Below are 13,269 nucleotides of genomic sequence, written 5' to 3'. Positions count from 1 at the left end.
ATTATAGAGAATCCACGCCGCCGACGAAACCGTTTGCGTGGCGATAATTGATAAATCGTATTCTTACCGACGAATTGTCATAACATGCCAATAAAGTTGCACGCTGGCGTTTTGTTACGCAAAATGCCCCGATACTGTTGATATAACCATACCAAAAAACCCTTTCCGGCCTGCGGCAGACATGCATCGCCGAGAGACAACTATTTGAAACGCCTAAAAATAAATTACATCCTTGTCGGTACTGTCACTCTGCTTCTGGCGCTAGCCCTGTGGCCTAACATCCCATGGCGGGGCGGCCAGGACGGACAACTTGCAGAGATCAAGTCCCGCGGCGAATTACGCGTCAGCACGTTAAATTCGCCATTAACCTATTTCACCACGCCACAGGGGCCGAGCGGCCTCGATTACGAGCTGGCAAAGCGCTTTGCCAACTATCTGGGGGTGAAACTGGTGGTTTTGCCGCATCAAAACATTAACGATCTGTTCGACGATCTGGACGATGACAACGCCGATATCCTCGCCGCCGGCCTGATCTACAATCAGGATCGCCTTAGCCGTGCCCGCACCGGTCCGGCGTACTACTCGGTTTCCCAGCAGTTGGTGTATCGCCTTGGCAGCCCGCGGCCGAAAAACTTCGCCGATCTCAAAGGCACGCTGGCAGTGGCTTCCGGCTCTGCCCACGTCAGCACGCTAAAACAGCTCAAAAACGGCAAGTTCCCCGATCTCGGCTGGCAATCCTCCAGTGACCTGACCTCCAAAGAACTGCTGGAACGGGTGGCCGACGGCAAATTGGACTATACCCTCGGCGACTCGGTGACCATCGCGTTGCTGCAACGCATCCATCCACAGTTGGCGGTGGCCTTCGACGCCACCGACGAAGAGCCGGTCACCTGGTATCTGAAACGCAGCAATGATGACAGCCTGTACGCCGCTCTGCTCGATTTTTACAGCCAAATGGTAGAAGACGGTACCCTGGCGCGTCTGGAAGAGAAATACCTTGGTCACGTCGGCAGTTTCGATTATGTCGATACCAAAACCTTCCTGTCGGCCATCGATTCGGTGTTGCCGACCTTTCAGCCGCTGTTTGAAAAGTATGCCAATATCATCGACTGGAAACTGCTGGCCGCCATTGCCTATCAGGAGTCTCATTGGAACCCGCTGGCAACCTCGCCAACCGGCGTGCGCGGCCTGATGATGTTAACCCGCGCCACCGCAGATGGGCTGGGGGTCAATGACCGTCTCGATCCGGAAGAAAGCATTCAGGGCGGAGCCCTGTATCTGCAACGCCTGATGGACAAAATGCCGGACACGGTGCCGGAAGACGAACGCGTATGGTTTGCCCTGGCGGCGTACAATATGGGCTGGGGACACATGCTCGATGCGCGCAAACTGACAAAAATGCAAAAGGGCAACCCGGATAGCTGGGTTGACGTCAAACAACGCCTGCCGATGCTCAGCCAGAAACGCTATTACCCGCAGCTGACCTATGGCTACGCGCGCGGTCGCGAAGCGTATAACTACGTGGAAAACATCCGCCGTTATCAGGTCAGTCTGGTGGGATATTTGCAGGAAAAGGAAAAGAAGGCGGCGCAAACGGCGCAGGCTCAGGCGGCACTCGGCCGCGGCTACCCTACCGTAGCGCCCGATTTGGCGCTCAATCTCGATTAATCCTGCGGTTTTGCCGCCCGCTGCGCCTGCTTCAACGCTTTTTGCTGTTCCCGGCGCAGGCGGAAGAAGTTGCTCAACGTGGCTGCACATTCCTCGGCCAGCACGCCGGCGGTAATATCTACCTGATGGTTCATGCCAGGATGGCGCAAAATATCCACCAGCGATCCGGCAGCCCCGGTCTTTTCGTCCGATGCGCCGTACACCAGACGGCGAATACGACTGTGCACCATCGCGCCGGCGCACATCACACAGGGCTCCAGCGTGACATACAGCGTGGCGTTCAACAGCCGATAGTTCTGCAACACCGCGCCGCCCTGCCGTAACGCCATAATTTCCGCATGCGCGGTCGGGTCGTGTCGGCCAATCGGCCGATTCCAGCCTTCGCCAATCACCTGGTTGTCGAGCACCAGTAGCGCACCCACCGGCACTTCTCCCTCTTCCTGCGCACGCAGGGCCAGCGTCAGCGCCTGTCGCATCCAGTAGTCGTCGTTGTATTCAATCATCATATAAGTCCTCGTGCGCATTGCGGCGGGCATTATACACAGTAGGCCAGCTCGGCTCCTCTTTTGTCACCAGCGACCGTAGTGCATTGGCTGTCAGGCAAACCAAGGCGCCGAGCCGCTGGCTCACGCCGCAGCAGGCAAAAAAATGCCGCTCAGGTTTCCCCGAACGGCATCGTGGCTCATCTGGCCAGGTGCGTCACTCCAGTTGCTGCAGCTCACCCTCTTTGCTGACCCGCCAGCGATGCTCGCAGAAAAACAGCAACGGGTTATCCTGTTTGCTGTCGCTGTAACCGCTGTATAATTTCAGCGGTGCGCCGATACGTTGTTCAAGCTGCATCACCTTTTGCACCCCCAGACAGCGCATTGCCAGTACCCAGCCGCCATAGCGAGGCGCAATGCGGCTGCCCACCAGACGTACCCGCGGCAGAAAAGAGGAATCCTGATAGACCTGCTCCACCAGGCGTTCGGGCGAGCCGGTAATCAGCCACACTTCGGCATCATGCTCGTCCAGATACTGGCGCAGACGCAGCTGTACCACCGGAAAGGCGGTGACCTTTTGGCGGAAATAGTTAACAAACTGCAATTCCAGCGCCTGCAGCCTGGCCTGTGAACGACCGAAGGTAATCGACCACAGCAGCACGCTCATCGGCCAGCGCGCGGCACGACCGGCGACCAGCATACTGATACCGACCACCGGCAATAGCGGCACTACCAGCAATAAGTTCAGCGGCAAACGGCGTAATAAAAAGCGCAAGAAACTGCCAAACATATCCTCCTGATGTAGCGTACCGTCCAAATCGAAGAACACGACGCGGCGGCCTTCCTCAGCCTGTTGGCGTGGTTTGTCACTCAAGCGCTACTCCTCAGGATCGTTGAAACCCATTAGCCAGGTAAAAATGAAGCCCGCTATAATCGTAATCAGCATACCTGTCAGATACAACATCACCTTACCTGATACGATGGTTAACGCCAAAGGCAGTCCTGAAATACCGAAGGTGATCACCGTCGCCACTTTCCAGTAGCTGATCAGTGCGCCGCCCACCGCGCCACCGAGACAGGCGGCAATAAACGGTTTACCCAGCGGCAACGTCACGCCAAAGATCAGCGGCTCGCCAATGCCCAGCACGCCAACCGGCAAGGCGCCCTTAATCACTTTCTTTAAACGTTCGTTGCGGGTTTTCAGCAGCACCGCCAACGCTGCGCCCACCTGGCCGACACCGGCCATCGCCAGGATCGGCAACAGCGGGTTGGCACCGTGCGCCTGCACCAGTTCAACGTGGATCGGCACCAGTCCCTGGTGCAATCCTGACAGAACCAGCGGCAGAAAAACGCCGGACAGCACCGCCCCCACCAGCAGGCCGCCTTTGTCGATCGCCAGATTGGCGCCATGGGCGATGGCATCGGAAATGTAACCGCCAAGCGGCTGAAGCAGCACTATCGCCAGCGATGCGGTAATCAAGGTGGTGAATAAGGGATTCAGGATCAGTTCCAGCGATTCCGGCAACAGTTTACGCAGCCTTTTTTCCACCCAGCACATAAAGGCCACTACCAGCAGTACCGCAATCACCCCGCCGCGTCCCGGCTGCAGCGCTTCGCCGAACAGGGTGATCTGCGCCAGCTGTGGGCTGGAGAGGATGCCGGCCATTACGCCGCCCATCGCCTGCGAACCGCCAAACACCCGCGCCGCATTGACCCCGACCAGGATATTCATGATGGCGAAAACCGCACTGCCGAAAACAGCCAACAGCCCCAGCACATTCGGATAACTCAACGCAATGTCGCCGGCGATATCCGGGCGTTTCAAAATATTGATAATGCCGGTAATCAACCCCGATGCGATAAACGCCGGGATCAGCGGAATAAACACGTCGGCCAGTTTCTTTAACGCGTCGCTCATTGGCGCGGCATATCTGGCCTTGGCGGCGGCCTTGTTACGCGAGATGTCATCCGCCGCCGACACTGGTGGCGCACTGCCAAGCAGCGCCTGCATGGCATCCACCACTTTGGCTGCCGCGCCCGGTCCGACGATAAACTGATGCTGATCGCCCTGCTTGATATACCCTTTTACCCCGTCCAGCTTTTTCAGCAGCGCCAGATCGAGACGTTGCTCGTCGCTGACTTCTACCCGCACCCGCGTCATGCAGTTTTCCAGCTTGAGGATATTGCCTTCACCGCCGATGCCCGCCAGAATTTGTGTCGCCAGAGCCGTTGTCTTGTCCATCGCCTGCCCCGAAAGTGGATTAACCCGCCAGTGCCGCACGCAAGAAGCCGTGGTGCCGTTGCAAACGCCGCTGCGCTTCTTCGGCGCTGACCTCGGCCAGAATCATCAGGATCGCCGGTTTGACCTCAAAGCCGGTTTGCGTCAATGCCGCCTCCGCCTGGCTACGATCGGCGCCGGTGGCCTCGGTCACGATACGGCAGGCGCGATCGACCAATTTGACGTTGGTCGCCTTAACATCAACCATCAGGTTCTGATATACCTTGCCCAGTTTGACCATCGCCCCGGTGGAAATCATGTTCAGCACCAGTTTTTGCGCCGTGCCGGACTTCATGCGGGTCGAACCGGTCAGAGCTTCCGGGCCGACCACCGGTGAAATCGCCACCTGCGCCTCTTGGGCAATCGGCGAATCCGGGTTGCAGGAAATGGCCGCCGTCGGACACCCCAACTGGCGTGCATAGCGCAGCGCGCCTATCACATACGGCGTACGGCCAGATGCCGCCAGCCCGATCACCATATCGGTCGCGGTCAGTTGCAGATCGCGCAGGTCACGCGCCCCCAGTTCAGCGTCGTCTTCCGCCCCTTCCACCGCTTTCAGCAGTGCGCCCGGCCCGCCGGCGATCAGCCCGACCACCACGCCGTGCGGTACGCCAAAGGTCGGCGGGCATTCCGAGGCATCCAACACCCCCAGTCGACCGCTGGTGCCGGCGCCGAGATAAATCAGCCGACCACCGGCCTGCAATGCCGCCGCCGTCAGATCCACCGCCTGCGCGATCTGCGGCAGTACCGGCTCGATCGCCAACGGCACTTTGCGATCTTCATGATTAAAACAGGTCACCATTTCCAGCGTGGACATCTCGTCCAGCCGCAGCGTTGCCGGATTACGGGTTTCTGATACCAATGCGCCCAGGTTCATTTCATCACCTTTGAATTTTTAATTCACAATGTGAATTCAATATTTGAATATTTTATTCAACAAAGCGAGCACTATTTGCTATTTTAACGGGGAGCTCACAAAAATTTTCGCTGCACGTTTCCACGCCCACCGTGGCAGAATGCCGACTGACATCAAGGAAAAAATAATGAGTACCCTTCTTCGCATTCGCCAAATGTATCCTGCGCTGGCGCAGAACGATCGCAAGCTGGCCGATTTCCTGCTGCACAACGCTGAACAGGCGCGCCATCTCAGCTCGCAAACGCTGGCTCAGGTGGCTGGCGTCAGCCAGTCAAGCGTGGTCAAGTTTGCCCAGAAAATGGGCTATAAAGGCTTCCCGGCGTTGAAACTGGCGCTAAGTGAAACCCTCGCCCAACCGCAAAGCGCTCCGGTAGTCACGGTGCATAACCGGATACTCAGCAGTGACGCGCTCAAAACCGTCGGTGAAAAGTTACTGGTGGAAAAGCACGCGGCCTTGCGCGCCACGCTGGATATCAACAGCGAAGAACGGCTGCACCAGGCGTTAAGCATGCTGCGCGCGGCGCGCAGGGTGATACTGATGGGCATTGGCGCGTCCGGGCTGGTGGCGAAAGACTTTTCCTTCAAGTTACTCAAACTGGGCGTGATGGCGGTTGCCGAATCGGATATGCACGTTCAACTGGCGGCGGTGCAAGCGCTGGACAAACAGGATTTGCTGGTGGCCATTTCGTTCAGCGGCGAACGGCGTGAAATCAACCTGGCGGCAGAAGAAGCACGTATCGCCGGTGCGCAGGTGCTGGCCCTGACCTGCTTTTCCCCCAACGGTCTGCAACAGCGTGCCGATCACTGCCTGTATACCATTGCGGAAGAACCCAATACCCGCAGCGCCGCGATCTCGTCCAGCACCGCGCAGTATGCGCTCACCGACCTGCTGTTTATGGCGCTGATTCAGCATGACCTGGACCATGCGCGCGATCGGATAAAACACAGCGAACAGTTAATGAAAAAACTGGTATGAAGCGTATAATTCGCGCTCCGCTTAAATACCCTTAGAAATGATGAGAGATAGTTTATGGCCCTGTTAATCACACGCAAATGCATCAACTGTGACATGTGTGAACCAGAGTGCCCGAATCAGGCGATCTCGATGGGCGAGGATATCTACCAGATAGACGCCGATCGCTGCACCGAATGCGTTGGACATTACGAGACGCCGACCTGCCAGCAGGTATGCCCGATCGATAACACCATCATTATCGATCCCGGCCGGTTGGAAAGTCAGGAACAGCTGTGGGACAAGTTTGTGGTTCTGCACCACGCAGACCGGCTGTAACCTTGCCGTAACCGGGCGCCGCTCGCCGCGCCCGTCTGAAGTCAACCTTCGATAATCACCGTCGCACAGGCATAGCGCCGTTCGTCAGCCAGCGAGACGTGGATCGAAGTCACCCCCATCTCCTGTGCCAGTTCGGCGGCGCGCGCATGCAGGCGGATATTCGGCTTGCCCAGGCCATCATTGAACACTTCAAACTGATTGAAGGCCAGGCCGTTGCGAATGCCGGTGCCAAACGCCTTGGCCGCCGCCTCCTTGACCGCAAAACGTTTGGCCAGAAAGCGGACCGGCTGCTGATGCTGCTGATAGACCGCCCATTCCGCATCGCTCAACACCCGCCGCGCCAAACGATCGCCGCTACGCTCCACCACCGCTTCGATGCGCGCCATCTCGACAATGTCGGTACCGAGGCCCAGCACGGCCATTAGCGACGCGCTTCCCGCATCAGCAGTTTCATGTCGCTGACCGCGGCAGACAGGCCACCGATCACCGCCTGGCCGATAATCGCATGGCCGATGTTCAACTCATGCATTTCCGGCAGCGCTGCGATCGGCTGCACGTTATGGTAGGTCAAACCGTGGCCGGCGTTGACCTTCAGGCCTTTTTGCGCCGCGTAGCGCGCCGCCTGGGCAATGCGCTTCAGTTCGGCCTGCACCGCCAGCTCGCCTTGCGCTTGCGCATAGGCACCGGTGTGAATTTCGATATACGGCGCACCTACTGCTACCGCAGCATCAATCTGCCGGTGGTCCGGGTCGATAAACAACGAAACCTGAATACCAGCCTGGGTCAAACGCTCTACCGCCAGCGTCATTTTGTCCAACTGCCCTGCCACGTCCAGCCCGCCTTCGGTGGTCACTTCTTCGCGCTTTTCCGGCACCAGGCAGCAGAAGTGCGGCCGCAGTTCGCAGGCAATATCCAGCATTTCGTCGGTCACCGCCATTTCCAGGTTCATACGGGTCTGAATGGTCTGGCGCAGAATACGTACGTCACGATCGGTAATATGACGACGGTCTTCGCGCAGGTGAACGGTAATGCCGTCCGCGCCGGCCTGTTCGGCGCTGAACGCCGCCTGCACCGGATCGGGGTACTGGGTTCCGCGCGCGTTACGCAGGGTGGCAATATGATCGATATTAACGCCGAGCAGCAAATCAGCCATGACAACCTCTAGATTACGATTTCAGTGTCAGCAGTTTACACGCAGCGGGAAAAGCGCAAAAGCAGAAAGCGGATTACGCGTCGTCGACCGGGGGATCGGGCTGCTTGCGCACAAACTGCCGAAACAGTTCGCGGCTTTTTAGCGGTTTGCCGCCCAGATAGGGTTTTAACGCCATGCGGGTAAAACGTTTGGCGGCACGCAGGGTATCGGCGTCGGGAAACTGGCGTTCGGCCAGCGCACGCAGTTCACGTCCGGTAAAGCTGTAATGGTCTACCACCAGACTGGCGATAAAGCCTTTTTCTTCGCGATAGCGGTAGGTCATGCCGTCGTCAACCGGCTCGCCGCTGCCGGCACAGTGCAGGAAGTCGACGCCGTAACCCAGGTGGTGCAGCAGGGCCAGCTCGAACTGGCGCAAGGCCTGTTCCGGTGAGCGTTCGGCAGCCGCCAACGCCTGCAAACATTGCAGGTAGTCGAAAAACAGCAGTGAATAGTCGGCTTCCTGTTCCAGCACCCGCGACAGCAGTTCGTTCACGTACAGGCCGCTGTAAAGCATCATGCCGCTAAGCGGTAAGCCAAGGGAAACCGCTTCGGCATTGCGCAGCGTCTTGATATCGCCACGCCCGCCCCAGCGGACTAATAAAGGGGTAAAGGGTTGCAGGCAACCCTTTAGATTGGAGCGGCGGCTGCGCGCGCCTTTTGCCAGCAAGCGCACCCGTCCGTGGCCTTCGGTGAACAGATCCAGCATCAGGCTGGTTTCACTGTACGGCCGCCCATGCAGGACGAAAGCGCGCTGCCAGCCTTCCATCGGACGTTACTTCAGATCGTCGACATAGCCCAGGCTACGCAGCGCACGTTCGTCGTCCGCCCAGCCGGATTTCACTTTCACCCACAGTTCCAGATGCACCTTGGCTTCAAACATCTGTTCCATATCCTGGCGGGCTTCAATGCCGATGGTTTTGATCTTCGAGCCTTTATTGCCGATGACCATTTTCTTCTGGCCTTCGCGTTCAACCAGGATCAGGCCGTGGACATCATAGCCACCGCGATCGTTGGCCACGAACTGTTCGATTTCGACCGTGACCGAATACGGCAGCTCTTCACCGAGGAAACGCATCAGTTTTTCGCGAATGATCTCCGACGCCATAAAGCGCTGGGAACGATCGGTGATGTAATCTTCCGGGAAGTGATGCTCCGCTTCCGGCAACAGTTTGCGCACGATGCCGGCGATGGTGTCCACGTTCATGCCTTTCTCGGCAGAAATTGGCACCACGTCGAGGAAGTTCATCTGCTGGCTCAAGAAAGCGATATGCGGCAGCAGCTTGCCTTTGTCAGCCACGTTGTCGACCTTGTTGATCGCCAACAGCACCGGGCATTTCAGGCTGCGCAGCTTATTGACCACCATTTCGTCGTCGGCAGTCCAGTTGGTGCCTTCAACCACGAAGATCACCAGTTCCACGTCACCGATCGAGCTGCTGGCGGCGCGGTTCATCAAACGGTTGATGGCGCGTTTTTCTTCGATGTGCAACCCGGGGGTATCGACGTAAATCGCCTGATAAGGCCCTTCGGTGTGAATGCCCATGATGCGGTGGCGCGTGGTTTGCGGCTTACGCGAAGTAATGGAGACCTTTTGCCCCAGCAGTTGGTTCAATAACGTGGATTTGCCCACGTTCGGACGACCAACGATCGCGATAAATCCGCAGTATTGTGTTTCTTCGCTCATTCAAGCTCCAGCTTTTTCAGCGCTTGTTCCGCTGCCGCCTGCTCGGCTTTACGGCGACTCGAACCGGTGCCCACAACGGGCTCGCTCAAACCGCTCACCTGGCAGTGGATAGTAAATTCCTGATCGTGCGCTTCACCGCGAACCTGCACCACCAGATAAGAAGGCAACGGCAGATGACGACCTTGTAAAAACTCCTGCAAGCGGGTTTTTGGGTCTTTCTGCTTATCACCGGGGCTGATTTCGTCCAGCCGGCTGCGATACCAGTCCAGAATCAGTCGTTCAACGGTCTGGATATCACTGTCCAGGAACACGCCGCCAATCAATGCTTCCACCGTATCCGCCAGAATCGACTCGCGGCGGAAACCGCCACTTTTCAGTTCTCCCGGCCCAAGGCGCAGGCATTCGCCCAGATCGAACTCACGCGCCATTTCCGCCAGCGTGTTTCCGCGCACCAGCGTGGCGCGCATGCGGCTCATGTCGCCTTCATCAACGCGCGGGAAGCGGTGATAAAGCGCATTGGCGATGACGAAACTCAGGATAGAGTCACCCAGAAACTCAAGCCGTTCATTGTGTTTACTGCTGGCGCTGCGGTGAGTCAACGCTTGCAGCAAGAGCTCCTGCTGTTGAAAAGTGTAGCCCAGCTTCCGCTGCAGCCTGTTTATTACGATGGGGTTCATGAGTTACCAATAGATCAAGAATGCGTCAAAAACTTTGCAGCACACGGAACAGGCCTGCTTCGTCGAGAGCCGATCCAAAGCTGTTTCGTTTGCAGTGGCTCCCAACAGGGAGCCAACTTTTATCGCTCAGGAAGGTATTCTACAACGGAAGAAATTATTATGCTGCGTTTATACGCGCAAGATTAATGAATTCCGCCAATACGGCTCAAACGTACGCCGGTAGGCCACTCGCCTTCCTGTTTTTCAAAACTCATCCAGATAGCCGTGGCTTTGCCCACCAGGTTCTTCTCCGGCACGAATCCCCAATAACGACTGTCAGCGCTGTTATCACGGTTATCGCCCATCATGAAGTAATGGCCGGCTGGCACTACCCATTCCGCCAATTGCTGGCCTGGCTGCTGATAGTAAGCGCCTACCTGATCCTGGGTGCCAGGTACGGTCAGCACCGAATGAGTGACGTTGCCCAGCGTTTCATTACGCTCGCGCAGGCGGATACCGCCCTGCGGCACGTTGTCGCTCACCGGGATATTATAGAAGCCATTGCTGGCTTCGCCGGCGCCGCTACGGCTGAACATCTGCACAAAGTCGCTTGGCTGTGCGTCGTTATAGGTCACCGCCAGCGCTTTGTCACACGGTCGATCGGTATTGCACACCGGCTGTACCGTTACGCGTTTGTTCACCGGATCGTACGATACGCGATCGCCCGGCAGGCCGACCACACGCTTGATATAGTCCAGTTTCGGATCGAGCGGATATTTGAATACCGCAATGTCGCCACGCTTCGGATGGCCGGTTTCAATCAGCGTCGTCTGGGTAATCGGATCTTTAATGCCGTAGGCATATTTCTCCACCAGAATAAAATCGCCGATCAGCAGCGTCGGCATCATTGACCCTGACGGGATCTGGAACGGCTCGTAGATAAACGAACGCACCACGAACACCACCAGCAACACCGGGAACACCGATGCCCCGGTTTCAACCCAGCCCGGTTGCTTGGCCACTTTCGCCAGCGTCTTTTCGTCTACCGCGCCTGCGGTCTGCGCGTTGACCGCTGCGATTTTCGCCCGGCGTGCCGGAGCCCATTTAAAGCGCTCAAAGCACCAGATGATCCCGGTCACCAGCGTAGCAACTGCCAGGATCAGGGCAAACATATTCGCCATGCAAACTCCCTAGTTACGTGAGCTTTCGCTCTTACTTACCGTCTTTGCCAACGTGCAGAATGGCCAGGAACGCTTCCTGCGGCAACTCGACGTTACCCACCTGCTTCATGCGTTTCTTACCGTCTTTCTGTTTCTGCAACAGCTTTTTCTTACGGCTGACGTCACCGCCGTAGCACTTCGCCAATACGTTCTTGCGCAGCTGTTTGACCGTTGAACGCGCAATAATGTGCGTACCGATCGCCGCCTGAATCGCAATGTCGAATTGCTGACGCGGGATCAGCTCTTTCATTTTTTCCACCAGATCGCGCCCGCGATACTGCGAGTTGTCACGGTGAGTGATCAGCGCCAGCGCATCCACGCGCTCACCGTTGATCAATACGTCAACCCGCACCATGTCGGAGGCCTGGAAGCGTTTGAAGTTATAATCCAGGGACGCATAGCCACGTGACGTCGACTTCAGACGGTCGAAGAAGTCGAGCACCACTTCCGCCATTGGAATTTCGTAGGTCAGCGCCACCTGGTTGCCGTGATAGACCATGTTGGTCTGCACGCCGCGTTTTTCCACGCACAGCGTGATCACGTTACCGAGGTATTCTTGTGGCATCAGCATGTGACATTCGGCGATCGGCTCACGCAGCTCAGCGATGTTGTTCAACGGCGGCAGCTTGGATGGGCTATCGACGTACACCGTTTCACCGCCGGTGGTTTCCACCTGATAGACCACCGTCGGGGCGGTGGTGATCAGATCCAGATCGTATTCACGCTCCAGACGTTCCTGAATGATCTCCATGTGCAGCAAGCCCAGGAAACCACAGCGGAAGCCGAAGCCCAGCGCGGTGGAACTTTCCGGCTCGTAGAACAGCGAGGCGTCGTTCAGGCTCAGCTTGCCCAGCGCATCGCGGAAGGCTTCATAGTCGTCGGAGCTTATCGGGAACAGACCGGCGTAAACCTGCGGCTTCACTTTTTTGAAGCCCGGCAACGGCTTGTCTGCCGGCTGGCGGGACAGCGTCAGGGTATCGCCGACCGGTGCACCGAGAATGTCCTTGATGGCACATACCAGCCAACCCACTTCGCCGCAGTTCAGCACATCGCGGTCGACGCGCTTCGGCGTGAAGATCCCCAGACGATCGGCGTTGTACACCTGTCCGGTACTCATTACCTTGATCTTGTCGCCTTTGCGCATGGTGCCGTTCTTGATGCGCACCAGTGACACCACTCCCAGGTAGTTATCAAACCAGGAGTCGATGATCAGCGCCTGCAATGGCGCTTCCGGATCGCCTTCCGGCGGCGGAATATCGCGCACCAGGCGTTCCAGTACTTCCGGCACGCCAACGCCGGTCTTGGCCGAGCAGCGCACTGCGTCAGTGGCGTCGATGCCGACGATATCTTCGATTTCCTGCGCTGCACGATCCGGATCGGCCGCCGGCAGGTCAATTTTGTTCAGCACCGGCACCACTTCCAGATCCATTTCGATCGCGGTATAGCAGTTGGCCAGCGTCTGCGCTTCTACGCCCTGGCCGGCATCCACCACCAGCAGCGCGCCTTCGCAGGCCGCCAGCGAGCGGGAAACTTCATAGGAGAAGTCAACGTGGCCGGGAGTATCGATAAAGTTAAGCTGATAGGTTTGACCATCCAGCGCCTTGTAATCCAGCGTGACGCTTTGCGCCTTGATGGTGATACCACGCTCACGTTCCAGATCCATGGAATCCAGAACCTGCGCGGCCATTTCACGCTCGGTCAGGCCGCCGCAAATCTGGATAATACGGTCGGACAGCGTCGACTTACCGTGGTCAATGTGGGCAATAATAGAAAAGTTTCTTATGTGCTTCATTTAATTAATGTTTTCTCTAATTAAGCGCTTAAGTATTTGATCGGTGGACGCAGTGATGGATACGAAACCCAAACTACCCACATAGAATGTGAC

Annotated in this window: 14 protein-coding genes; 3 read left to right on the top strand and 11 right to left on the bottom strand. The window is 57.3% G+C overall.

Annotation, left to right across the window (positions count from 1 at the left end):
- Positions 1-204 precede the first annotated feature (204 nt).
- Positions 205-1,668 carry a membrane-bound lytic murein transglycosylase MltF gene (gene mltF, locus AC2AXP_RS17325; protein ID WP_004959585.1) on the top strand — a complete coding sequence of 488 codons (1,464 nt, stop codon included), beginning with the start codon at positions 205-207 and terminating at the stop codon, positions 1,666-1,668.
- Here the strand turns inward: mltF and tadA are convergent.
- The 4 genes from tadA to murQ form a co-directional block, all read right to left on the bottom strand.
- Positions 1,665-2,171, bottom strand: coding sequence for a tRNA adenosine(34) deaminase TadA (gene tadA, locus AC2AXP_RS17320; protein WP_039991836.1), 507 nt, complete (start codon positions 2,169-2,171; stop codon positions 1,665-1,667). The two genes, mltF and tadA, sit on opposite strands and share 4 nt — an antisense overlap.
- A 196-nt stretch (positions 2,172-2,367) precedes the next feature.
- Entirely contained in the window at positions 2,368-3,024 is a 657-nt protein-coding gene (gene yfhb, locus AC2AXP_RS17315) for a phosphatidylglycerophosphatase C (protein ID WP_004959580.1), read from the bottom strand.
- Between the two features lie 3 nt (positions 3,025-3,027).
- Positions 3,028-4,392: a PTS transporter subunit EIIC gene (locus tag AC2AXP_RS17310; RefSeq protein ID WP_004959576.1), complete on the bottom strand. Its 1,365-nt coding sequence runs from the start codon at positions 4,390-4,392 to the stop codon at positions 3,028-3,030.
- A 19-nt stretch (positions 4,393-4,411) separates the two neighbouring features.
- The gene (gene murQ / locus AC2AXP_RS17305; RefSeq protein ID WP_088499762.1) at positions 4,412-5,305 is read right to left on the bottom strand and encodes an N-acetylmuramic acid 6-phosphate etherase; all 894 of its coding nucleotides are present in this window, start codon (positions 5,303-5,305) and stop codon (positions 4,412-4,414) included.
- A gap of 166 nt (positions 5,306-5,471) precedes the next feature.
- Between murQ and AC2AXP_RS17300 the strand changes: the two genes are divergently transcribed.
- Positions 5,472-6,320, top strand: a complete 849-nt coding sequence (locus AC2AXP_RS17300; RefSeq protein ID WP_004959569.1) for a MurR/RpiR family transcriptional regulator — start codon at positions 5,472-5,474, stop codon at positions 6,318-6,320.
- Positions 6,321-6,374: 54 nt separating this feature from the next.
- The gene (locus AC2AXP_RS17295; RefSeq protein WP_004959566.1) at positions 6,375-6,635 is read left to right on the top strand and encodes a YfhL family 4Fe-4S dicluster ferredoxin; all 261 of its coding nucleotides are present in this window, start codon (positions 6,375-6,377) and stop codon (positions 6,633-6,635) included.
- Positions 6,636-6,676: 41 nt separating this feature from the next.
- Here AC2AXP_RS17295 and acpS read toward each other — a convergent pair whose 3' ends face one another.
- The 7 genes from acpS to lepA all read right to left on the bottom strand — a co-directional run bounded on the left by acpS (position 6,677) and on the right by lepA (position 13,176).
- Positions 6,677-7,057: a holo-ACP synthase gene (gene acpS / locus AC2AXP_RS17290; RefSeq protein ID WP_004959563.1), complete on the bottom strand. Its 381-nt coding sequence runs from the start codon at positions 7,055-7,057 to the stop codon at positions 6,677-6,679.
- On the bottom strand, positions 7,057-7,788 hold the full coding sequence (gene pdxJ, locus AC2AXP_RS17285) for a pyridoxine 5'-phosphate synthase (protein ID WP_004959560.1): 732 nt from the start codon (positions 7,786-7,788) through the stop codon (positions 7,057-7,059). Before pdxJ ends, acpS begins: the two co-directional genes overlap by 1 nt.
- Positions 7,789-7,861: 73 nt before the next feature.
- Positions 7,862-8,593, bottom strand: coding sequence for a DNA repair protein RecO (recO, locus tag AC2AXP_RS17280; RefSeq protein WP_004959558.1), 732 nt, complete (start codon positions 8,591-8,593; stop codon positions 7,862-7,864).
- 6 nt (positions 8,594-8,599) lie between these two features.
- Complete coding sequence (era, locus tag AC2AXP_RS17275) at positions 8,600-9,508, bottom strand: GTPase Era (RefSeq protein WP_004959552.1); 909 nt, start codon at positions 9,506-9,508, stop codon at positions 8,600-8,602.
- Positions 9,505-10,185, bottom strand: coding sequence for a ribonuclease III (rnc, locus tag AC2AXP_RS17270; protein ID WP_004929158.1), 681 nt, complete (start codon positions 10,183-10,185; stop codon positions 9,505-9,507). The genes era and rnc overlap by 4 nt, the downstream gene beginning before the upstream one ends.
- A 182-nt stretch (positions 10,186-10,367) precedes the next feature.
- Positions 10,368-11,345 carry a signal peptidase I gene (gene lepB, locus AC2AXP_RS17265; RefSeq protein ID WP_004959548.1) on the bottom strand — a complete coding sequence of 326 codons (978 nt, stop codon included), beginning with the start codon at positions 11,343-11,345 and terminating at the stop codon, positions 10,368-10,370.
- A gap of 31 nt (positions 11,346-11,376) precedes the next feature.
- The gene (gene lepA / locus AC2AXP_RS17260; protein WP_004959545.1) at positions 11,377-13,176 is read right to left on the bottom strand and encodes a translation elongation factor 4; all 1,800 of its coding nucleotides are present in this window, start codon (positions 13,174-13,176) and stop codon (positions 11,377-11,379) included.
- Between the last annotated feature and the right edge of the window lie 93 nt (positions 13,177-13,269).

The organism is Serratia sp. Sp408 (assembly GCF_057180665.1).
The sequence above is the reverse complement of the archived record's forward strand: the minus strand, read 5'-3'. Positions and strand labels throughout refer to the sequence as shown.